This window comes from Sphingomonas sp. G5, assembly GCF_052660795.1.
On the sequence record NZ_CP109660.1, the window covers coordinates 2,996,270 to 3,018,567 of the forward strand.

The 22,298-nt window shown below is 70.2% G+C and carries 17 protein-coding genes; 4 read left to right on the forward strand and 13 right to left on the reverse strand.

Annotation, left to right across the window (positions count from 1 at the left end; all coding sequences use genetic code 11):
- From NE358_RS14390 to NE358_RS14410, 5 genes are read right to left on the reverse strand one after another with little or no spacing between them, the layout of a single operon-like run.
- Positions 1-1,161 carry a serine hydrolase domain-containing protein gene (locus tag NE358_RS14390; protein WP_246078338.1) on the reverse strand — a complete coding sequence of 387 codons (1,161 nt, stop codon included), beginning with the start codon at positions 1,159-1,161 and terminating at the stop codon, positions 1-3.
- Positions 1,158-2,147: a glycoside hydrolase family 68 protein gene (locus NE358_RS14395; protein ID WP_324289937.1), complete on the reverse strand. Its 990-nt coding sequence runs from the start codon at positions 2,145-2,147 to the stop codon at positions 1,158-1,160. Before NE358_RS14395 ends, NE358_RS14390 begins: the two co-directional genes overlap by 4 nt.
- Entirely contained in the window at positions 2,144-2,968 is an 825-nt protein-coding gene (locus NE358_RS14400) for a carbohydrate ABC transporter permease (RefSeq protein WP_094736157.1), read from the reverse strand. Before NE358_RS14400 ends, NE358_RS14395 begins: the two co-directional genes overlap by 4 nt.
- On the reverse strand, positions 2,965-3,936 hold the full coding sequence (locus NE358_RS14405; RefSeq protein ID WP_289939609.1) for a carbohydrate ABC transporter permease: 972 nt from the start codon (positions 3,934-3,936) through the stop codon (positions 2,965-2,967). Before NE358_RS14405 ends, NE358_RS14400 begins: the two co-directional genes overlap by 4 nt.
- Positions 3,936-5,288 (reverse strand): ABC transporter substrate-binding protein, encoded by a 1,353-nt coding sequence (locus NE358_RS14410; protein ID WP_094736158.1) that lies wholly within the window; start codon positions 5,286-5,288, stop codon positions 3,936-3,938. The genes NE358_RS14405 and NE358_RS14410 overlap by 1 nt, the downstream gene beginning before the upstream one ends.
- A 179-nt stretch (positions 5,289-5,467) precedes the next feature.
- On the opposite strand from NE358_RS14410, the gene NE358_RS14415 reads away from it, so the two are divergent.
- Positions 5,468-6,490 carry a LacI family DNA-binding transcriptional regulator gene (locus NE358_RS14415; RefSeq protein WP_103208505.1) on the forward strand — a complete coding sequence of 341 codons (1,023 nt, stop codon included), beginning with the start codon at positions 5,468-5,470 and terminating at the stop codon, positions 6,488-6,490.
- A gap of 153 nt (positions 6,491-6,643) precedes the next feature.
- On the opposite strand, the gene NE358_RS14420 is transcribed toward NE358_RS14415, so the two are convergent.
- From NE358_RS14420 to NE358_RS14435, 4 genes are read right to left on the reverse strand one after another with little or no spacing between them, the layout of a single operon-like run.
- Positions 6,644-8,326, reverse strand: coding sequence for a glycoside hydrolase family 13 protein (locus tag NE358_RS14420; protein ID WP_103208503.1), 1,683 nt, complete (start codon positions 8,324-8,326; stop codon positions 6,644-6,646).
- Between the two features lie 27 nt (positions 8,327-8,353).
- Positions 8,354-9,277, reverse strand: a complete 924-nt coding sequence (locus tag NE358_RS14425) for a carbohydrate ABC transporter permease (protein WP_499317993.1) — start codon at positions 9,275-9,277, stop codon at positions 8,354-8,356.
- A complete protein-coding gene (locus tag NE358_RS14430) occupies positions 9,274-10,188 on the reverse strand; it encodes a carbohydrate ABC transporter permease (protein ID WP_094736161.1) in 915 nt (304 codons plus the stop codon). The genes NE358_RS14425 and NE358_RS14430 overlap by 4 nt, the downstream gene beginning before the upstream one ends.
- Positions 10,185-11,498, reverse strand: coding sequence for an ABC transporter substrate-binding protein (locus NE358_RS14435; RefSeq protein ID WP_170210726.1), 1,314 nt, complete (start codon positions 11,496-11,498; stop codon positions 10,185-10,187). Before NE358_RS14435 ends, NE358_RS14430 begins: the two co-directional genes overlap by 4 nt.
- 143 nt (positions 11,499-11,641) lie before the next feature.
- On the opposite strand from NE358_RS14435, the gene NE358_RS14440 reads away from it, so the two are divergent.
- On the forward strand, positions 11,642-12,868 hold the full coding sequence (locus NE358_RS14440; RefSeq protein WP_103208501.1) for an ROK family protein: 1,227 nt from the start codon (positions 11,642-11,644) through the stop codon (positions 12,866-12,868).
- Between the two features lie 98 nt (positions 12,869-12,966).
- Positions 12,967-14,250, forward strand: coding sequence for an alpha-amylase family glycosyl hydrolase (locus tag NE358_RS14445; protein WP_103208499.1), 1,284 nt, complete (start codon positions 12,967-12,969; stop codon positions 14,248-14,250).
- A 193-nt stretch (positions 14,251-14,443) separates the two neighbouring features.
- On the opposite strand, the gene NE358_RS14450 is transcribed toward NE358_RS14445, so the two are convergent.
- Both NE358_RS14450 and NE358_RS14455 read right to left on the reverse strand, forming a co-directional pair.
- Complete coding sequence (locus tag NE358_RS14450; protein ID WP_103208498.1) at positions 14,444-15,094, reverse strand: response regulator; 651 nt, start codon at positions 15,092-15,094, stop codon at positions 14,444-14,446.
- The gene (locus NE358_RS14455; protein WP_180993436.1) at positions 15,091-16,704 is read right to left on the reverse strand and encodes a sensor histidine kinase; all 1,614 of its coding nucleotides are present in this window, start codon (positions 16,702-16,704) and stop codon (positions 15,091-15,093) included. The genes NE358_RS14450 and NE358_RS14455 overlap by 4 nt, the downstream gene beginning before the upstream one ends.
- A gap of 165 nt (positions 16,705-16,869) precedes the next feature.
- On the opposite strand from NE358_RS14455, the gene citH reads away from it, so the two are divergent.
- Positions 16,870-18,396, forward strand: coding sequence for a citrate transporter CitH (gene citH / locus NE358_RS14460; protein ID WP_103208496.1), 1,527 nt, complete (start codon positions 16,870-16,872; stop codon positions 18,394-18,396).
- Positions 18,397-18,463: 67 nt separating this feature from the next.
- Here the strand turns inward: citH and NE358_RS14465 are convergent, their stop codons facing one another.
- Both NE358_RS14465 and NE358_RS14470 read right to left on the reverse strand, forming a co-directional pair.
- A complete protein-coding gene (locus NE358_RS14465) occupies positions 18,464-20,530 on the reverse strand; it encodes a glycoside hydrolase family 31 protein (RefSeq protein ID WP_289939611.1) in 2,067 nt (688 codons plus the stop codon).
- Positions 20,527-22,284 (reverse strand): amylo-alpha-1,6-glucosidase, encoded by a 1,758-nt coding sequence (locus NE358_RS14470; RefSeq protein ID WP_289939612.1) that lies wholly within the window; start codon positions 22,282-22,284, stop codon positions 20,527-20,529. The genes NE358_RS14465 and NE358_RS14470 overlap by 4 nt, the downstream gene beginning before the upstream one ends.
- Between the last annotated feature and the right edge of the window lie 14 nt (positions 22,285-22,298).

The following is a 22,298-nucleotide window of genomic DNA, read 5'->3' on the forward strand; positions in this document are numbered from 1 at the left end:
TCAGCGCACGACCTCGCGGAGCGCGTCGACGATGCGCGTCGCGCGGGGATCGTCGGCCTCCATCCAGTTGGTCACGAAGGCGAATCCGATCCGGGAGTCGAGGTCGGCGAACGCCACCTGACCACCGGCTCCATCGTGCCCGAAGCTCGTGGGGCCCAGGTAACGGCGGGCCTCGGAGTCGAGCTGGAAGCCGGCCGCCCACCGCGGCCACGGCGCAGGAGCGGCGAAGACCGGCGGACCGGCGGTCCGTTCCCGCGTCACCACCCGAAGGGTCTCGTCGTCCAGGAGGCGGACGCCCTCGGTGACGGCGACGGTGGCGGACCACATCGCCGCGACGGCACGAGCGGTGGCGATGGCGCCGGCGCCGGGGATGACCGCGGCGCGGACGTCGTCGGCATTGAAGCCGTCGTCATCGGTGACCAGCGTCTCGGGGAGCGCGCCGCCGAGGGTCATCGCCCGCTCGAGCCAGTCGGTGGTCGCGGGTTCCCGCCCCTCCCGCTGCCGGGCCACATGAGCGGCCAGCGTGGGCCCGACGCGCAGGTGCGCGACGGATGCCGCGACCTCGGGCGGCATCCCGAGCCATGCGCCCCCGCCCACGGCCGCCGCCATCTCGGCGAAGGCCGCTCCCGGTTCCGTCGCGCCGGCGCGACGAACGATCTCTCCGGAGATCCAGCCGTGGGTGAGCGCGTGATAGGCCCATCCCTCGCCCGGTTGCCACAAGGGTTGCTGTCGCGCGAGCAGAGCCGCCATCGCGTCGAAGTCGAGGAGCTGCGCGCGCGAGACGTCCTCTCTGGGAGCCGACACTCCGGCGCGGTGGGCGAGGGCGTCACCGACGCTCACCCGGTCCTTCCCGCGCGCACCGAACTCGGGCCAGAGCGCACTGAGAGGCTCATCGAGGTCGAGACGGCCCGACGCGACCAGCCGCGCCGCCAGGATCGCCATGAGGCCCTTGGTGCAGGAGAACACCACGGACGGCGTCTCGCGCTGCCATCGTCTACCGTCGCGACTGTCGGCCACGCCGCCCCACAGGTCGAGGACGCTGCGACCCTCCACGCGCACAGCGAGAGCGCCGCCCATCTCGGGCAGCCCCTCGAAGGCGGCGGCGAACGCGTCGGCGACGGCCTCGAACCCGGGGGCGACGGTGCCCTCCACAGCCGTCACCGGAGCGCTCCCTCGGTCTCGAGGCGGTCGTCGTTCCATCGCACCGCCACGGGATCGGAGAGCGTTCCGACGAAGACCCCGTCGGAGCTCGTGTTCTCAAAAGCAAGCATGACGGAGCGACCCTCGGCGTCCTGCGCGATGCGACCGCTGTACAGGCTCTCGTCGGTCACGAGGGTGGCGCGCTCCACCGGATACGGCCCCCGCGGATCGTCGAGGGCGACGGCCCAGATCCCGCCGACCTGCCCTTCTCTCGCTCCGGCGAGATGCGCGGAGTCGCACGAGAACAGCAGGACCCACCGTCCCTCGACGTGCACGACCTGCGGCACCTCGAGGTGGGCGAATCCCGCGCCCGGGGCACTGAGCGGAGGCCGCACCTCCCAACGGCGCAGATCGGCCGACCAGGCGTGACCGATCACCCCGCGGTCGCGCGAGACACCCTCCCGCGCACGAGCGGTGACGAGCATGTGCCAGCCGTCCCCGTCCGGGTCGGCGAACACCCACGGATCGCGCCAGGCTTCTTCGTGCCAGGTTCCGTGCGCGAGCGTCTCGTACCACCGGGGGTCGGCGGAGACGACCACAGCCGGGTCCTTCGTCCATGCGGCGAGGTCGTCCGAGGCGGCGGCCAGCACCGTCTCGACGTTCGTGATCTCGCCCTCGCGGAGAAACCGCGATCCGGTGTAGAACATGCGCCAGTCGGCATCCGTCCGCACGATGCTGCCCGTCCAGGTGGCCGTGGCGTCGGGGGCCTGACCGCCCGACGGCTCCAGCACCGTCCCGTGGACGGTCCACGAGCGCAGGTCGTCGGAGGTGGCGTAGCCGACACTGGCGTTGCGATGGCGCAGATCCGGGTCGCCGAGGCTCATGGGCGCCTGGAGGAACATCATGTGGTGGGTGTCGCCGTCGTGGGCGAGCCAGAAGTCCCAGACCCAGTGGTCGGGCAGCGTGAACGTCATGGGGATCCGTTTCGAGATGGTGGGAGCGCTCAGCCCTTGACCGCGCCCTGGACGAGGGCGCGGATGAACTGGCGCTGGAAGACGAGGAACAGCAGGACGGCGGGAGTGATGATGATCAGGGCCCCCGCATTCAGCAGCGGGATGCTCAGCGAGTACTGGCCCTGGAAGAAGGTCAGGGCGCCCGCAACCGTCCGCTGCAGTGGGTCGGCGATGAGGACGACGGGAAGCAGGAACTGGTTCCACGTCCAGATGAACAGCAGGATCGCCAGGGCCGACAGAGCGGGGGCCGCCAACGGCAGCTGGATGCTGCGGAACTCGCGCCAGATCGACGCGCCGTCCACCCGCGCCGCCTCGGAGAGCTCGCGCGGCACGTTGATGAAGTGGGCGCGCATCCAGAAGACGCCAAAGGGCATGTAGAGCCCGATCAGGGGGAAGATCACCGCCCACGGGGTGTTCACGGTGCCCAACGACTGCGCTTGGTAGTACAGCGGGATGATCAGGGCCTCGAATGGGATGGTGAGCCCGAGAACGAAGAACACCAGGATGCCGCGACCGAAGCGCACCTGAAGGGATCCCAGCGCGAATCCGGCGAGGGTCGCGGCCACCAGACTCACCGGCACGACTCCGAGGACGATCAGCAGGCTGGAACCCATGAGCTGCCAGACGTGACCCGTCTCGAAGGCCGTGGCGAAGTTCCCCCACTGCGGATCGGTCGGCCAGGTCAGCCCCGTCGGGTTGCGGTCGGCCGGCTGCAGGGCGGCCGACAGCATGCTGATCAGCGGCAGGAGCGTCACGATCGCGGCGACGCTGAGGAGGAGGATGCCGAGCAGGCGCTCGGTGCGGCTGGCGATCACGAGTCGCTCGCTCTCGAGAGGCGTTGGATGGGAAGGACCACGACGAGCACGAGCGCCATGAGCACGATGCCGAAGGCGGAGGCCAGGCCCACGTCACTCTGTGTGAAACCGATGCGGAAGATCGACAGGCCGGGAACGAGGGTCGCCCGTCCCGGACCGCCCTGGGTCGAGGTGTAGATGATGTCGAAGCTCGACAGCGCGGCGATGACGGTGACGGTGACGAGCACCGCGATCTCTTGACGCAACCCGGGCAGGGTGATGGTGAAGAACTCGCGCCACCATCCGGCGCCGTCGAGACGGATCGCCTCGTACAGCGATACGTCGATCTTGCCGAGGCCGGTCAGCAGGAGCACGGTGCACAGGCCCGTCAGCACCCACGAACCGATGAGTCCCACCGCGGGGAGGGCGGTGCCGTAGTCGGCGAGCCACGGCCGCGTGATCCAGCCGAGGCCGACCCCTCCGAGGATCTGGTTGATCGCACCGGTCTGGGCGTACATCCACGACCAGGCGATACCCGCCGCGGCCAGCGGGATGATCTGCGGGAGGAAGAGGACGGTCTGCGCGGCCGCCGCGAATCCCTTGTATCGGATGCCGCGGATGAGCGTGGCCAGGACGAGTCCCAGGCTCACGGGAATCACGGTGAAGAACGCGATCAGGATGAAGGCGTTGCGGATGGCGCCGAGGAGGTCGGGGTCGGTGAAGACGGTGAGGTAGTTGCCGAAGCCCACCCATCGGGCGACGCCGATACCGTTCCAGTCGTAGAACGAGTACTGCACGCCTTGGAGGAGCGGCCAGACCACGAACGCGACGTAGAACCCCAGCGCCGGCACGAGCAGCAGCCATCCGGTGAGGGCCGCCCGTCGGGCCACCGCGCGTGCGGCAGCCCGACGAGGAGGTGCGGTCGTCGTCGCCGGAGGGGCGCCGTCGGGTCGAGGGGCCGCCGCGACGGCGACCGCACGATCGGTCATTACTTGCCGACCTCGCTCTCGTAGAACTTCTGCACGCGGTCGACGAAGTCCTGACCGGTGATCTGACTGGTCACCAGCAGCTGCGACTCGGGGATGATCGAGCCGGCGTAGATTCCCGCGGTGGTGTTGGCCATGAAGTCGACCTGCCCGTTCTCGGCGCCGATCTGCGCGGACATCTTCAGGGCGTTCTCGATCAGCGAGCCGGACTCCACCGTGGGCAGGTCCTGCGCCGGGTCGCCACCGGGCGACGCCCCCGTGACATCGACGATGATCTGTCGGGCCGTGGGGTCGGTGTGCACCCAGTTGAGGAAATAGACGATCTCGTTGATGTGCGGCGACTTCGCCGCGACCGAGAACGAGTTCGCCGCCCCCATCGCGACGTGGTCGGCTCCCGCCTCTGCGGGCGGCACCAAGAAGAACTCGACGTTTGAGCCGAGTGCCTTCTGATAGTTCGCGGCCTCCCAGTTGCCGTTGAAGGTGAAGAGGCCCTCTCCGCCGGAGAACCGGCTCGTGAAGGTGAAGTAGTCGATCGCGTTGATGTCGGAGGGGAAGTATCCGGCGTCCGCCCACTTGCGCACCAGCTCGGCACCCTCGACGTTTCCGGACTCGTCGTAGCGCGCTCCCGGTTCGTTGAACATCCATGACAGGAATTTGTCCTTGTCGACGTACTGGTTCATCGCGGCCTGCACGACGAAGTTGACGACGCCGTCCTTGTCGCCCGCCATGATCGGCAGGATGCCGGCGGCCTTCGCCTTCGCCATGTCGGCCTCGAGCTCGGCCAGTGTCTGCGGCGGAGAGTCGATGCCCACCTGCGCGGCCAAGGTGGTGTTCATGTAGATCCCGGTGATGCTGTAGCCGAGGCCGAGCTGGTACAGCGAGCCGGAACCGCGCACGCCGTCGTCGTTCATCCGGAGGGGGGCGAGCTGCGACGCGGGCCACGCGCTCCATCCGTACGCGTCGAAGTAGGGATCGAGGTTCGCGACCAGACCGTCGCGGACCGTGTCGCCGAGCGTGGGGAGGCGGATGAGGTCGGGCGGCGTCGCGCTGGCGAGGAGCTTCGGGGCGTTCGCGGTGAGGTTCTGGAACGTGTCGCGGTTGATCGTGAAGGTGACGTTCGGGTGCTGCTTGGTGAACTCCTCGGTCAGCTTGTCGGTGACCGGGAAGCCCGTCTCGTCGGCGATCGTGAGCTGGACGGGGTCGCTGGTCAGCTCGGTGCTCACCTGGACGTCGTTCTGCGCGGCGGGGGCGGCGCTTCCGGGAGCACAACCGGTGAGCGCGGCGCCGGTGAGGCCCGCGATGGTCAGCAGCGCCAGGGATACCCCTCGGCGACGGCGCGGGAAACGGGTGTTCATGTCGACTCCTTCGTCAATGCTGCGGTGCCGGCGCTCGGGCGGTTCCGGCGTCGGGACTTCTGGTGCGATACCCTTGCTGAAAGGATTTAGCAGGATTATTTATACAGACCTCCGCGGCGCTGTCAAGATCGCTGCGAAGATCGTGACCGCGGCATCGAGGCCGCAGAACGGGGGCATCGATGGGCAAGAGGGTCACGCTGGCCGACGTCGCACGCCTGGCCGGTTTGTCTCCCGCGGCGGCGTCGATGATCCTGAACGGCCGACCCGACACCCGGTTGTCGCAGGACGCTCACGAACGCGTCCACGCCGCGGCGGCCGAGCTCGGCTACCGCCCGAACATGGCCGCTCGGGCACTGCGCACCGACACCTCGCACACGGTCGGATTCGTCTCCGACCTGGTCGCCACGACCCGATTCGCCAGTGGACTGATCAAGGGCGCCCTCGGTGCGGCCGAGGCAGCGGGGCAAGTGGTGCTCGTGGCCGAGACCGGCGGCGAGCCCGAGCGCGAGGCCGAGGCGGTGTCGGCACTGCTGGACCGCCAGGTCGACGGCATCATCTTCGCCTCGATGCGCGCACGCGAGACCTTCGTCCCGCCACTCCCCTCGAACTTGCGCGTCGTCATGCTGAACGCGACCAACGAGGTGCATCGCTGCAGCGTGCTCCCCGACGAGGAGACCGGCGGCCGGCGGGCGATCGAGCTTCTCGTCGACGCGGGGATCCGCGACGGCATCCTGCTGCTGGGATACGACGCCGAGGCCGAACGGGACCTCTTCCGCTCCGCCACCGTGGCCGCCCGCGTCCGCGGGATCTCGGCGGCGATGGCCGATGCCGGGGCGCGCTTCCTCCACGAGGAATCGATCTGGTTGTGGGAGCCCGCTCCCGGGTACGAGTTCACCGCGCGCCTGCTCGCGAGAGGCCTGCGGCCGCGCGCGATCGTCTGCCTCAACGACCGGCTCGCCTTCGGCGCCCTCCAGGCCCTCGGAGATGCCGGGCTCCGCGTCCCCGAGGACGTCTCGCTCGTCTCGTTCGACAACGACGAGCTCGCCGCCTACCTCCGCCCGGGGCTCACGACCATCGGCCTCCCGCACGAGGACATGGGGCGTCGCGCCGTCGAGCTGCTCCTGTCGCCCGGGGGCCCGCCCGCGGGGCACCACCTCGTCGACATGCCGGTCGTGGTCCGCGAGTCCATCCGGCGTTCCTGAGCGATCGGGCGATCTGCGGACGAGGTCGCGTGTCCGACACATCCGGATCGTCCGAGGGCTCGTCCCGGATGTGTCGGACGCTCGACATCATCGAGGCAGTGCGTGAGCGCACGCACGCCCCGGCACTCGCGGTACCGGAGCGTGCGTGAGGCGTCAGGCGCGGCGGAGCCAGACCGTCGTCTCACCGGGCAGGAGGTCGCCCTCGAGCGCCGTGCTCGACAGCAGCACGTCACCCGAGGGGAGGGCGGCCGGCTCGCTGCCGAAGTTGGTCACGACCGTCCAGCCGTTCGGGCGCTCGAAGGCCACGACCTCGCCGGGAGTGCCGTCGATCCACCGCAGCTGCTCGTCGGTCTGCAGCTCGTGCCGCAGGTCGAGAGCGCGCCGGTACAGCGTCAGCGTCGAGTCGGCATCGCCGTCCTGCGCGTCGACCGCGTAGGAGCCGAACCACTCCGGCTGCGGCAGGTGCGCGCCGCCCCCTCCGAAGCCGAACGCGGGGCCGATCGCGCTCCACGGCAGGGGCACGCGGCATCCGTCCCGACCCTGATCGATGCCGGGGCTGCGGAAGAACGTCGGATCCTGCCGCGCGGCGTCGGGGATCTCGGCCACCTCGTGCAGACCGAGCTCCTCACCCTGGTACAGGTACGCCGAACCGGGCAGGCCCAGGACGAACATCGCGGCGGCGCGGGCTCGGCGCTCTCCGCGCGCGGCATCGAGCGTCGGCGACTGTCCCCCGGACAGCAACCACTCGTTGCCGTGCTTGAGGGTCGGGCGTCCGTCGTCCCCGCGCTCGGCATCGGGCAGCCCGTAGCGCGTCGCGTGCCGGACGACGTCGTGGTTCGACAGCACCCACGTCGTCGACGATCCCGACTGCGCGGCGAGCGCGAGGTTGTCGGCGACGATGCGGCGGAACTGCGCGGGGTCGAAGTCGGCCTCGAGCAGGTCGAAGTTGAACGCCTGCCCGAGGCTGTCGGCACTCGCGTACAGCGGCACCCGCGAGGGGTGCACCCACGCCTCGGCGACCGCCGTCCGCGGCGGATCGTACGAGTTGAAGACCGCGCGCCACTCGGCGTAGACCTCGTGCACGTCGTCGCGATCGATCATCGGGTGGGAGCCGTCCTGCGGAAGCGCTTCGAGCTCGGCGCGGGAGGGCAGCGGCTCGCTGAGGTCTTTCGTGAGCATGTGCGCCACGTCGATGCGGAAGCCGTCGACTCCCCGGTCGCTCCAGAAACGCAGCGTCGTGACGAAGTCGGCGCGCACCGCGGGGTTCGACCAGTCGAGGTCGGGTTGCGACACGTCGAAGTTGTGCAGGTACCACTGCCCGTCCTCCACCCGCTCCCACGCAGAGCCGCCGAAGATCGACACCCAGTCGGTGGGCGGTTCCCCGCCGTCGGGCCCGGTGCCCTCACGGAAGATGTAACGCGCACGCGCCGCCGACCCGCGGCCCGCGGCCAGCGCCTCCTGGAACCAGGCGTGCCTGTCGGACGTGTGGTTGGGCACGATGTCGACGACGACCCGGATGCCATGGGCGTGCAGCTGCGCGATGAGCTCGTCCATGTCGGCCAGGGTCCCCAGCCGCGGGTCGACGTCGCGGTAGTCGGCGACGTCGTAGCCGCCGTCCGCGAGATCGGAGGGGTAGAAGGGGCTGAGCCAGACGGCATCCACCCCCAGCTCTGCCAGATACGGCACGCGCGAGGTGATTCCGCGGATGTCGCCCAGGCCGTCGCCGTCGGTGTCGGCGAAGCTGCGGGGATACACCTGGTACACCACGGCCTGGCGCCACCAGTCGGGGGCTGCGCTGAGTTCGCGGGTCTGCACGGAGGGTGCGGCGGTGGTCACGTTTTTCCTTTCGACGGGGGTGGTCGGTCAGCCCTTGACGGCGCCCTGGGTCACGCCCGCCATCACCCAGCGCTGGGTGAAGAGGTAGGCGATGATGGCGGGGGCCATGGCCATGAGGTACGACGCGAAAGCGACGTTGTAGTTGTTGCTGAACTGCGTCTGGAAGAGGTTCTGCCGCACCGGCAGGGTCTGCAGCGCCGGGTCGCTGATGATGAGCGAGGGCATCATGAAGTCGTTCCACGCGTAGAGGAAGGCGAAGATGCCGACGGTGGCGCTCATAGGGGCCAGGAGCGGGAAGATGAGCCGCCAGAACGTCTGCCAGGTCGTCGCCCCGTCGATGCGTGCGCTCTCTTCGAGTTCGAGCGGGATCGACCGGAGGAAGGCCGTGAACAGCAGCACGCTGAAGCTCAGCTGGAACATCGTAGCGAGGATGATCACGCCGACGGGGTTGTCGAGCCCCACCCGACCGGTGAGCTGGATCTGCGGAAGCGCCACGACGGGGAACGGGATGAACATCGCCGCGAGCAGGTAGAAGAACGAGTACCGGAAGAGCTTCCGGTCCCAGTTGCGCGCGATCGCGTACGAGGCGAAGGCGGCGAGCACGATCGTCGCCACGACCGTGCCGGCGGTCACCAGCAGCGAGATCGCCAGACCCACGGGGAACTTCGTCAGCGTCCACGCCTGGACGAAGCCGTCGAAGCTGAGCGGCGAGGGGAACGAGAACGCGTTGCCGTCGACGACCTGCGTGCCGCTCTTCAGCGCCATCGAGACCGTGACGTACAACGGCAGCAGCACCGTAAGGGAACAGAGCACCAGGATCGTCGTCGTCGACCAGTTGATGCGCTCCATGCCGACGCGACGACGGCGGCGGGGAGCCTGGGGGCCCTGACGATCGGGGACGGCGAGCTCGGCCTGCTCGAAGGCGAGGGCCGGCTGGTTGAGAGCGGTCATGACAGGGTGTTCCTTCCCCGGGTCAGCGAGAGCTGCAGGAGCGAGATGACGATGGCCACGACGAAGAAGAGCGCTGCGTTCGCCATCTGATACGCGTAGTCGCCGCCGTTGAAGCCGAGGATGATCGACATCGCGACGCTGCGGGTCGCGGTACCGGGGCCTCCGCCGGTGAGCCCGACGATGATGTCGTAGGCGTTCAGGAAGCCCTTGAAGCCCAGGATGATGTTGATCACCACGTACCCCGCGACGAGCGGGAGCGTGATGCGCAGCAGTTGCTGGGTCTTGCTCGCCCCGTCGAGGCCCGCGGCCTCGTAGACGTCGCCGGGGACGGAGAGGAGCCCCGCGATGTAGATGAGCAGCGTGCCGGGCACGGCCTGCCAGGCGGTGACGATCACGATCGCCACCCACGCCAGGTCGGGGTTGGCGAGCAGGCTCGTCTCGAGCCACGGGATGCCGAGGGCAGCCCCGGCCTGGGGCACCGAGTTGCTGAAGAGGAAATTGAAGACGTAGGCGATGATGATGCCCGAGATCACCATCGGGATGACGAACACCGTCCGCAGGGCCTTCGTGAACCGGATCTGCGAGGTGAGCCCGACCGCGAGCAGGAACGCGGCCACGTTGACCACGATGACCGTGGCCACCGAGAAGCCGAAGGTGAACAGGTACGCCTGCAGGATCGCCGGGTCGCTGAAGATCGCGATGTAGTTGGTCAGGCCCGTGAAGCTCCACTCCCCCAGCCCGATGGAGTCCGTGAAGCTGAAGAAGATGCCGATGAGACCCGGAACCGTGATCGCGAGCGTGAACAGCACGAGGGTCGGCAGCAGGAACAGGTAGTAGATCGGCTCGATCCGGCGGGAGCTGCGACGCGCGGTCGCTTTGCCCCCGGTGACGATCGTGGTGGTGGTGGTCATCGCGCGGCCTCCTCGCCAGCGGCATCGTTCGTCGAGGCCGGGGGCTGGCGGAACGCGAGGCGCGACCAGTCCTCGTCCATGGTGCGCAGGGTGGTCTCGGGCGCTGCGCCGAAGATCATCGCCTGCGCGTAGTTGAAGGTGGGGATCGTCTTGGGCACGAGCACCGAGGCGCCCTGGTAGATGCGGCCTTCGTCGTAGTACGGCACCATGCCCGCCACGCGCGGGTCGCTCGGCGACGGGGCGTCCGCCGTGGGCGCGAAGCCGAGCTGCGACTCGTTGTAGGCCTCGATCACCTCGGGGCGGTAGAGGTACTCGAGGAAGTCGCGAGCGGCATCCTGGTGATGCGATGCCTCGGGGATGATGGCGGCGAGGTCCATGTTGACGCGCACCTTAAGGTCGTCGGGGTCGTCGGTCATCGGCAGGGGGAAGGTACCGACCGGCAGGTCCGGCGCGGTCTTGGCGATCTCGCCGAGCGCCCACGGCCCCTGCAGGTACATCGCCGCCTGCCCCTGTGCGAAGGCGAGGTTCCCATCGCCGTAGGCCCGGCTCTCGGCATCCGCATTCGTGTAGTTCGTCGCGAGCTCGAGCATGCGGTCCATGGGCTGGGTGAAGTCCTTCGCGAACGACACCGACGAGTCGGGGCCGACCTGATCGCCCTCGGCGGCCAGGGAGTCGAAGAAGTCGAGCACGTCCAGCGAGCCCCCGACGGAGTAGTCGTACCAGCCCTGGGCGACGGTCCAGTCGTCTTTGAAGGTGCCGTAGAACGGGGTGATGCCGTTGGCCTTCAGGGTCTCGGACACCTCGAGGAGCTCGCCCCACGTGGTGGGGACCGACAGGCCGAGCTGGTCGAAGATCTGCGTGTTGTAGATGACGGATGCCGCCATCACCGAGTACGGCAGGGCGCTGGTGCGACCCGCGCACGAGCCGTACTGGTCCATGAGCGGCTGCAGGTCTTCGCGCACGCTCGCCGCCGCCGCGGTGCCGCTGAGGTCGGAGAGGGCGCAGCGCTGCACGAACCGGGCGACCTCGTAGTTGTAGTTCGCCAGCATGATGTCGGGCGGGTTGCCGCGGACGAAGCTGGCCGAGACGACGTCGACGCCGGAGCTGTCCATCTCGACGCGCACCCTGTCTTGAGAGGCGTTGTACTGCGCGACGACGTCGTTCATGAACGAGAGCGCCTCGCGTTTGCTGAAGGTGAAGCGGATGGTCTCGCGCCCATCGGCCGAGCAGCCCGCGAGCAGGCTCGCCCCGAGCACCCCCACCGCGGCCGCCGCGACCCACCGCCGGGTCGCCCTGGTCTTCGTCGACACCTGGTTCCTCCTCCGCCGCACTGCGAATATGTTATGTTGATGACTAAATCTAGTCGCCAAATCAATGTCGTGCAGGCAGTATTGCAGGGGGAACACACGGCGGTCAAGAGCGACCGCCCGACGCGAAGAGAGGGCGGATGCCGATGGATGCCGTGACCGCGACGCCCTCGCTGCGACGTCACAGCCTCGACGCCGTGCTGCGCCACGCCTGGCAGGTCGACGCCTTCACCGCCAGCGACGTGATCGCCGCGATCGGGGTGACCCGCTCCACCGCCATCGACGTGCTCGACGAGCTGACCGCGCGGCGCCTGCTCGCGGAGATGCCCAACGCGCGCGCCGTCGGCGAGTACTCCAAGGGGCGCCCCGCGCGCCGTTTCGCCTTCCGGCCCGAGGCGGGCGTCGTGGTGGGGGTCGACGCGGGACGCGGGCATCTGACGGCCACGGTGGCCGACCTGCGCGGCGAGACGCTCGCGACCTCGCGCCTGACGGTCGACCCCGAGCGCGATTCGCCCGAACGGCGCCGGCGTGCGGCGGAGGCGACCGTGGAGGCGACCCTGAAACGCGCACGACGCGATCGCTCCGAGATCGTCGCGCTGTGCGCGGGGGTTCCCGCCCCGGTCGACCGCGAGGGCCGCTCCCCCGTGCACCACGACCGCTTCTGGGAACGGATGAACCCCGGCTTCATCGACACCTTCCAGAGCTGGTCGCCCGTGGTGCGGGTCGAGAACGACGCGACCCTGGCCGCGGTGGCCGAGCACGCGCGCGGGGCGGCCGCCGATTGCGACGACTTCGTCGCCCTCTTGGCCGGTGAACGCTTCGGCGCCGGGATCTGCCTCGACGGGCACCTCCTGCGCGGAAAGCACGGCGGCGCGGGAGAGACCGTGGCCTTCGACCGCGTCGAGGGCGTCGGCAGCGCCGAGGGGCTCGCGCCCCGCTGCGTCGAGGCGGCGCGGGCGGCACTGCGCTCCGGCTCGCTGCCCGCGCAGAGCGCCCTGCACGACATCGACCCCGCGGCGATCGACGCCAAGAGCGTGCTCGACCTCGCGGCATCCGGAGATCCAGGAGCCCTCGCCGTCGCTCGCGAGGTGGGGGGCGCCCTCGCCGGCGTCGTGGGCATCTTCGGGAGCCTGTTCGACGTGGATCGCGTGATCGTCTCCGGCGCCATCGCCGCGGGCGCGGCCCCCATCATCACGGCCGCCATCGACGCCCTCCCGCGCGCGCTCGACCTCCCCGCCCCCGCGATCGTCGCCTCGACCCTCGGCGCCGACATCGTCTCGATCGGCGCGGTCGCCGCCGCCGTCGACGCCGCACGCGATCACGCCCTCGACCTGCCGGTCTTCTCCCTCCCGGACGACCGCGCGCGAGCGTGACCCCCGGCATCCGCCCCCACAACCCCCCGCGTCGCCGCGGCGACGGAGGGATAGCGTCGAACTGCGCCGGCGCCGACCCGCCGGGCCGAGGAGAATCCATGCCCGCGTGGCCCGAACACGTCATCTGGTGGCACGTCTACCCGCTGGGATTCGTCGGTGCGCCGATCCGTGACGGCGTGGATCCGGATGCCGACCCGGTGCACCGTCTCGACCGCCTCGACCCGTGGCTCGACCACGTCATCGAGCTGGGGCTCAACGGTCTGCTCCTGGGCCCGGTGTTCGCGTCGGAGACACACGGCTACGACACCGTCGACCACCTCCGCATCGACCCACGACTCGGCGACACCGCTGATCTCGACCGACTCGTCTCCGCGGCGCGTGGGCGTGGCATCCGGGTCCTTCTCGACGGCGTCTTCAACCACGTCGGGCGGGGGCACCCGGCGTTCCGCGACCTGCGGGAGGACGGGCCGAGCCTGTTCCGGGGGCGGTGGGTCGACGGGCGCTTCGAGCCCGAGGTCTTCGAGGGGCACGACGCCCTCGTCGCGCTGGATCACGCGTCTGCCGACGTCGTCGATCTCGTGGTGGAGGTCATGTGTCACTGGCTCGACCACGGGATCGACGGATGGAGACTGGATGCCGCGTACGCGGTGCCGTCGTCGTTCTGGGCCCAGGTGCTTCCGCGGGTGCGCGAGCGCTTCCCCGACGCATGGTTCCTGGGCGAGGTCATCCACGGCGACGGTCCGCAGATCGTGCGGGAATCGACTATCGACTCGCTGACGCAGTACGAGCTGTGGCAGGGGATCTGGCACGGCATGTCCGACGGCAACCTCTTCGAGCTCAGCCACGCCATCGAGCGGCATGACGAGTTGCTGTCGACCTACGCCCCGCAGACCTTCGTCGGCAACCACGATGTCAGCCGTATCGCCTCGGCGGTGGGCGCGGATCTCGTGCCGCACGCCCTCGCGGTGCTGTTCACCGTCGCGGGAACGCCCTCGGTGTACGCCGGCGACGAGTTCGGGTGGACCGGGGTGAAAGAGGAGCGGCTCGGCGGCGACGATGCGGTGCGCCCGGAGTTCCCCGCGCGCCCCGACGAGGTCGATCCCGACGAGGGCATCCTGCGGGTGCACCGGGAACTGATCGCGCTGCGGCGCCGCAAACCATGGCTCTGGCGCGCGCACACCGACGTGATCGAGGTGACAAACACGGCGATCGCTCTGCGCACGGCCGTGGGAGACGACGCCGTGGTGGTGGCGCTGAACATCGGCGACGAGCCCGTATCGCTGCCGGTCGCCGACGGACGGCAGCTGGTCACGGGCGAGGGCGCGCCGGCGGACGGCCGGATCGAGCTGGGCCCGCGAGGGTGGGCGGTACTGGAGGCCTGAGCGCGGCGCGCTGATCCTCGCGCCCTGGCCGCGGCGCGAGGTCCCTCGACCCGCGCACCGAGGCCCCTGAGCCCGCGCACCGAGGTCCCTGAGCCTGTCGAAGGGACCGGGCTCCGCAGCACGCCCGGTGACGTCGACACGCTCAGCCACCTCTACCCCGCGCTGTGTCGAAGAATCGTGCCGCCTGCGCGAGTCAGCCCCCGGCGCGGAAGCGGTGCTCGGGGCGACCGGTGGTGCCGTAGCGCAGACTCACCTGCACGAGGCCCCTCTCGGCGAGGGCGGTCAAGTGGCGTTGCGCCGTCGCGCGCGAGACGCCGATGCGCTCGGCCACCTCGGTCGCCGAGGCCTCGTCAGCGCCGAGGGCGGCGAGCACGGTCTGCTCGGTCGCGGATCGGGCGAGAGAGGCACCCTCGCGCTCCCCGCGCATGACCGAGGCTGCGCGGTCGATGTCGTCCTGCGACAGGGGCCGCGGGCTCGCGAGGAGGTTGCGGTACCGCGCGTACCGGTCGAGGCGTTCCGCCAGCACCCGCGTGTCGAAGGGCTTCACGAGGAAGGCGAGGGCCCCGGCGGTGAACGCCCGGCGCACGGTCGCGGCATCCGTCGCCGCCGACAGGACGAACGCGTCGACGCCGGCCGAGCGCACCAACTCGATGCCGTCGCCGTCGGGGAGGTAGACGTCGGCCAGCAGCAGGTCGGGAGCGTGCGCGGCGAGCGCGGCGCGGGCCTCGCCGACGGTGCGCGCGGGCTCGAGCGCGACGAACCCCGGGCGCGCGGTCACGGCGTCGCGGTGCAGTCCCGCGACCCGGAAGTCATCGTCGACGACGAGGACGCGGATGTCTGTCATTCGGTTTCTCCTCGGGTCACGCCGGGCAGTCTCGCGGCCACGACGGCGCCGTGACCGTCGCCTCCCGGGTCGACGACCCAGACGTCGCCGCCGCGCCGACGGGCGAACTCGCGCGACAGGGGGAGGCCGATGCCGAGTCCGTGCACCGCGGAAGGGTCGTCGCTCCGCTCTCGCGGGAGGAAGGCGGCCTCGGGGTCGGCGATACCCGCCCCCGTGTCGCCGACCGTGAGCACGACGGCATCCCCGTCGCCGAGCACCGCCACCTCGACCTCTCGGGGTGCCGGCGCCGCCGCTGCCGCCGTCACGGCGTTGTCGACGAGGTTGCCGAGGACGGCCACGACGTCCTCGACCTCGTCGATCGGAGTGCGCAGGAACGTCTCGTCGGCGACGCGCAGCGCGACCCCGCGCTCGCGGGCCGAGAGGGCCTTCGCACCCAGGAACGACTGCAGCATCGCGTCTGCCACGAGGTCGATCCCGGGGACCGCCCAATCGACCGAACCCCGGTCGACGAGATCGGCGAGGAAGGCGCGAGCCTCGTCGATGCGCCCCGCGTCGAGCAGACCGACCGCCGCGTGCAGCCGGTTGGCGTTCTCGTGCCGCTGCACGCGCAGCGCGTCGCCCATCGCGCGGACGCTGTCGAGCCGCCCCGAGAGCGCCATGACGTCGGTGCGGTCGCGAAGGGTCGCCACGCGTCCGAAGGTGCGTGCCCCGCGTCGCACCGGGCGCACGTCGACGAACACCACGCGGTCGCCCAGCGGAAGCCCGCTGGAGGCACCGGTGCCCGACAGTGCGGCGGTGACGGCCGGGGGCAGCCCGAGCTCGCGCACCGACCGACCCACGGCATCCGTCACTCCGAGAAGCCGTTCGGCGGCAGCCGTGCACACACGTACGACGCCCGTGTCGTCGAGGGCGACCACCCCTTCATCGGCGCTCTCGAGCACGGCGGTCTGCGTCTGGACGAGCGAGACCAGCTCCTCGGGCTGCACGCCGAGAGTGAGCCGCTCGAGGCGGCGGCGCATGAGCAGCGCGACCACGGCGCCGATCGCGACGGCGAGCGCCACGGCCACGGCGATCCCGCCGATGAGGGCCGGGAGGTCGTCGAAGACGCTCGCTCGCTCGAACCCGACGCTGACCTCCCCCACCGGGGACCCCCCACCGGGCGGGTAGATCGGCACCTTCGCGCGGGCGGACTCGCCGAGCGTCCCCGTCTCCCACGTGACCACCTCTCGCCCCGCCAACGCGTCCGCGAAGCTCGTGCTCACGACCTCTCCGAGACGATCGGGATCGGGATGGGCCAGACGGATGCCGTGATCGTCGGTGATCACCACGAACAGGCCTTCCGTGCGGGTGGTGACGTCGGTCGCGTACCGCTGCAGCAGGCCGTCGCGCAGACCCGCGGCATCCGGGGTGCCGGGATCGGCGGAGTACGTCTGGACGAGGTCGCGCACCTCGGGGGCCTCGGCGACGGAGCGGGCGATGTTCAGCGCCGAGGAGTCGGCCTCGGCTTTGAGCTGCTGCACCCCGAGCCAGGCGAAGACGGCGGTGCACACGGCGACGACGGCCACCTGGGTGGCCACCTGCACGATCAGCATGCGCGTGGCGAACCGCATGTGCCCCTCCCGCCTCGACTCACGTCGTCGTGCGCGAAATGCGCAGAACACACGGTACGCGCATAACCGTCCGCAATGCGAGCAAGAGCGCGCGGGCGTGCCCGGCGCCCGTAGTGTCACCGGATCGAGCGCGAGAGTCGCGCCCGTCACGACGAAGGAGTCGCGATGACCCCCCTGATCCTTGCGGCCGATGCGGCCGAGTACCCGGTGGCCTACACGCCCGCCGACGGGGTGCTCGTGGCCCTCGGCTTCCTCATGGTCCTGTCGTTCATGGCCCTGATCATGACGCGGCGCTTGACCCCGATGGTCGCCCTGATCGTCGTGCCGACCGTGTTCGGTCTCATCGCCGGCGCGGGCCTGGGTCTCGGGGACATGGTGATCGACGCGATCAGCAAGATGGCGCCGACGGCGGCGCTGCTGATGTTCGCGATCATGTACTTCGGCATCATGATCGACGTCGGCCTGTTCGACCCGCTGATCCGCGTGATCACGCGCGTGCTCGGCAACGACCCGGCCAAGATCGTGCTCGGCACGGCGATCCTCGCGGGCGCCGTCTCGCTCGACGGCGACGGCTCGACCACCTTCATCATCACCACCTCGGCGATGCTTCCGCTCTACCTGCGCCTGGGCATGAGCCCCGTCGTGCTCACCTGCGTCGCGGGTCTGATGAACGGCACGATGAACATCGTCCCGTGGGGTGGCCCGACCGTCCGCGCGGCCACCGCGCTGGGCCTTCAGCCCACCGACGTCTTCGTGCCGATGATCCCCTCGCTGCTCGCCGGCCTGGTCGTCTCGCTCGCCTTCGCCTGGTTCCTCGGCCTGTCGGAGCGCAAGCGCCTGGCCGGATCCGTCGACACCGCCAAGATCGACGGCCCCGGAGGCTTCGGCCGCCTGGGTGCCCCGAAGATCTTCCGCGGAGCGGAGCCCAAGCCCGGAGCCGTCGCATCGCTTCGCACCGGCAACATCGTCACCGTCCGCGGCGGACGCGATGCCGTCGCCGCCGCGCAGCTGGTCGACACCGCCGACACCGCCATGGCGGACACGATGCTCGACCCGAACCGCGCCACGCTGCGCCCCCGGCTGATCTGGTTCAACCTCGCTCTCACGGTCGCGGTCATGGTGCTGCTGGTGATGGACCTCTTCCCGCTGGCCTTCGTCTTCATGGTCGGAGCCGCGATCGCCCTCATCGTGAACTTCCCCAAGCTCCGCTCGCAGGCCGACGAGATCGTCGCTCACGCACCGAGCATCGTCGGGGTCGTGTCGATGGTGCTCGCCGCCGGTGTGCTGGTCGGCGTGCTGAACGGCACCGGCATGGTCACCGCGATGGCGTCGTGGATCACCGAGGTCATCCCCTCGTCGATGGGCCCGTTCCTCGCCGTGATCACCGGCGTGCTGTCGATCCCGTTCACGTTCTTCATGTCGAACGACGCGTTCTACTTCGGCATCCTGCCCGTCCTCGCCGAGAGCGCGGCGAACTACGGCATCGCCCCGGTCGAGATGGCGCGGGCGTCCATCACCGGCCAGCCCGTGCATCTGCAGAGCCCGCTGGTCCCCGCGATCCTGCTGCTCGTCTCGCTCGCCGGCGTCAATCTCGGCGACCACCACAAGAAGGTGCTGTGGCGGGCGACGGTCGTCTCGCTCGTCATGCTCGCCGTCGGCGTGCTCGTGGGCGCGGTGCCCTTACTGGGCTGACACCCGGAACACGACGAGACCCCGGATGCCATGGCATCCGGGGTCTTCTCGCTCTCACCCTCGCCCCTCACGTCGTCGCGGATCGGCCCTGGAGAGCGAAGCGGACCGCCGCGACCACCTCCGGCATCGCGCCGTCGCGGACGAACAGGGGGATGCGCTCGAGAGGGGCGTCCACCTCGATCTCCTCCCCGCCGCGGTGAACAGCCCCGGTCCACAGGTCGGTCCAGTCCGCGCCGGCCGGCAGCATCACGTTCCGGGCTCGGATGCCGGGCTCGACGACGGGAGCCACGAGCAGATCCGGGCCGAGCAGGTATTGGTCCTTCACACTCCAGGACCGGGCGTCGGCCGGGAACTCGTGGAACAGCCCCCGCAGCACCGGCTGACCGTCGTCGTGCGCGTCGCGCATGACCGTGCGCAGGTACGGGCGCAGGGCCTCGCGCGCGAAGAGGTAGCGCTCCAGGATCGGCGCGGCCTCGTCGCCGAAGCTCCACACCTCGTTGGGCCCGCCGGTCGGCGAGCGCCGTGACCCGTCGGCGGCGTACACCTCTCGCGTGGGCAGGCGATCGCCGTGCAGGCGCATCACCGGGCTGAACGCCCCGAACTGGAACCATCGCACGAGCAACTCGCGGAAACCCTCGTCGTCGGGGTCTCCGTGGTGGAAGCCGCCGATGTCGGTGGTGAACCACGGGATGCCCGCGACGCCCATGTGGATCCCGGCCGTGATTTGCGCGCGCAGCGCTGCGAAGGTCGAGGCGATGTCGCCCGACCACACCAGGGCTCCGTACCGCTGCGATCCGGCCCAGGCCGTGCGCAGCAGGTTCACGACCTCGGTCTCACCGTCGCCCCACTGCCCCTCGGCGAAGGCGCGTGCGTAGTGCTGCGGGTACAGGTTGCCCACCTGCGCGACCGGACCCGCGTGATACCGATAGTTGTCGTAGTCGTAGAGCCCGAACTCGGGTTCGGCCTCGTCGAGCCAGAAGGTGCGGATGCCGTGCCGCCCGTAGTTCTGACGGCATCGCTGCCACACGAAGTCGCGTGCACGCGGGTTCGTCGCGTCGAGGAAGGCGCTCGGACCCTCGAAGGACATGTGCACGTCGAGCCCGCGCTCGGCACGGACGAGGAGGTTGTCCTTCTTCATGCGCGCGTAGTTCTCGCTCTCGAGCGACACCTGCGGCCAGACCGACACCATCAGCTCGACGCCGAGGCTGTCGAGCTCGCGCACCATCGCCTCGGGGTCGGGCCAGAACTCGTCCTCGAAGCGGAAATCGCCCATCTTCGGCCAGTGGAAGAAGTCGGCGACGATCACGTCGAGCGGCAGTCCGCGGCGGGTGTGCTCCCGGGCGACGGCGAGCAGCTCGTCCTGCGAGGAGTACCGCAGCTTGCACTGCCAGAACCCCAGACCGCGCTCGGGCATCATCGGGGCGTGCCCCGTGGCATCCGCGTACGCCCGCGCGATCTCACGCGGCGTCTGTCCCGCGGTCACCCAGTAGTCGAGCTGCTCGGTCGACTCGGCCTCCCATCGGGTGCCGTTCGCGGCGAACGTCGCCCTCCCGATCGCCGGGTTGTGCCAGAGGAAGCCGTAACCGCGGCTCGACATCACGAACGGAACGCTCGACTGCGAGTTGCGATGCGCGAGCTCGAGGGAGCACCCCTTCAGGTCCAGAACGTCCTGCTGGTACTGCCCCATGCCGTACAGCCGCTCGTCGGCGGCGGTCTCGAACGACGCGGTCAGTCGCACGTCGCCGCCGAGGATCGGTCGGTGCTCTCGCGCCACGAGGGCCAGCGACCCGCCGGCATCCCTCTCCTGGAAGAGCAGACGGCCCGAGGCGTCGAAGAAGGCGAGATGGCAGAAGTTGCGGTCGTATCCGGTCTGCAGCTGGATGCCGGTGCTCGAGGCCGCCACCACCCGCAGGCGCCCGTTCGTCAGGGTCGCCCGCTCTGCGTCGACCTCGATCGTCGCGTCGACGGGATCGGCGGGAAGGAGCGCCCAGTCGTGGTCGGCGACGTCGTGCATGAGGCGCGCACGCACGCGGACGCTGTCTCGGCCCCACGGCTCGATCAGCACGGTCTCGCCGTCCCCGCGCCAGAGGAGGCGTGTCCCGTCGACGCAGAAGTGCGCGGTGACGGCGCTCACACGCGCGCCTCGACGTCTGCAGCGCCCGTGGCGCGGGCCGCGCGACGGCGTTCGACGTGGTCGTGCGCGAAGACCAGGTACACGCTCGCGGTCCAGGTGTAGGCGCGGTCGCGGAGCCCCTCGCCGGTCAGGGCGTCGAAGTTCTCGGCGAAGCCGGAGCGCTCGCACAGGGCGCGGAACCGCTCGCTGATCGTGTCGGCGAGCGCGTCGCGACCGCCGCGGCGCAGCCCCTCCTCGATGAGCATCGTCGAGGGTGCCCAGATGGGTCCCCTCCAGTACCCGTCGCTCTCGTACTCCTCCGTGTCGATGCGCTGGGTCGCCGGTCCCCACTCGGTCAGGTGCGCCGCGATCCCGTCGGCGAGCGTGTCGACCACCTCGCCGGGCAGCCGCGGCGAGGCGAGCACGGGCAGCAGATTGAGCAGGCTCGTGCGCTTGCTGCGCGCACGGCTCAGAGCGCCCACGGCGAAGAAGCCGTCGGCGTCGCGCAGCTCGGTCAAGAGCGCCAGCTCCACTCGGTCGCGTTCGTCGCGCCAGTGGGCTGCGTCGTCGAGCCCGAGCTCGTCGGCGAGGTCGGCGACGACGTCGAGCTGCACGGCGAGGAAGGCCGCGAGGTCGGGCGCCTCGATGACGCGGTCGTGGTCGAAGGTCGTGGAGTTGTCCCAGCCACTGTCGTTGCCGTGCTGGTAGTAGGGCAGTGCGCGACCCGCGACCGTGCGCGAATCGAGCCAGAACCGCGACCAGCGCGCGAGTCGCGCGTAGACCGTCTCGAGCTCGACCCGGCCGAGGGGGCGGCCCAGCCGTTCGCGCAGGCGGGTCAGCGCCCACCCGTGGATCGGCGGCTTGACGAAGTTGTAGAGCACCTCGGAGTGGGTGATCGAATCGGGCATCGCACCCGCGGCATCCTGATGGTCGAACGGCGCCAAGAACTGGTCGAGCGCCAGCTCGGGGGCCCCGGGCGCGAGGGCCAGGGCGTTGAAGGTGTGATCCCAGCTCCAGACCTTGTCCATCCAGTGCTTCGACATCAGCACCGACTCTCGAGTCACGAAGCCCGCGGGCGCTACCGTGGCCGACCACAGCACGTAGGCGGCGAGCGCCACGGCAGGGGTGTCATCGGTTCGCCACCCGCCGACCGCGGCCAGGTACTCCTCGAACTCCTCCCTCACGCGCTGCGCCACCTCGGCGAAGGTCTCGAACGAGGTGAATGCCGGCGCTGCGGTCTCGATCTGCTCGACCGCGATCTCCCACCCGTCAGCGCCGCTCACCGTCACCGCGCGCACGCTCTGGCCGAGGGCCTCCTCCCCCTCGGCGGAGGCCGAACCCGTCAGCACGCTGATGCGGTAGCGCCGGCCCGTCTCGTACGAGGTGAACACCCACGATCCGTCGCGGGGCTCGCGGAAGAAGTACGAGCCGGTGAACGGGGTGAGCTCCTCAGCGGCATCCGAGAGAACGAGATCGGCCCCGGCACCCTTCAGTCGCACCACGTCGACCGACTCGAACACCGCCGAGGCGACGGCCTCTCCCCCGACCAGCCACGACAGCGTCGAGGGGTCGGCCGAGGTCTCGGCATCCACCGACGAACCGTCCCGGCGCAGAGACAGACGCAGCACCGCGTGCATCCCGGTGAGGTGCGACACGAGGTGGACGTCATCGACGCGGCGGTGCAGCCCGATCACGGGCGACAGGTTCATCCACGATCCGCGACGGCTGAAGGGGATTTCGCGCACGTCGAACGACGGCAGGGAGGGAACGGACACGAAGAGCCTTTCGA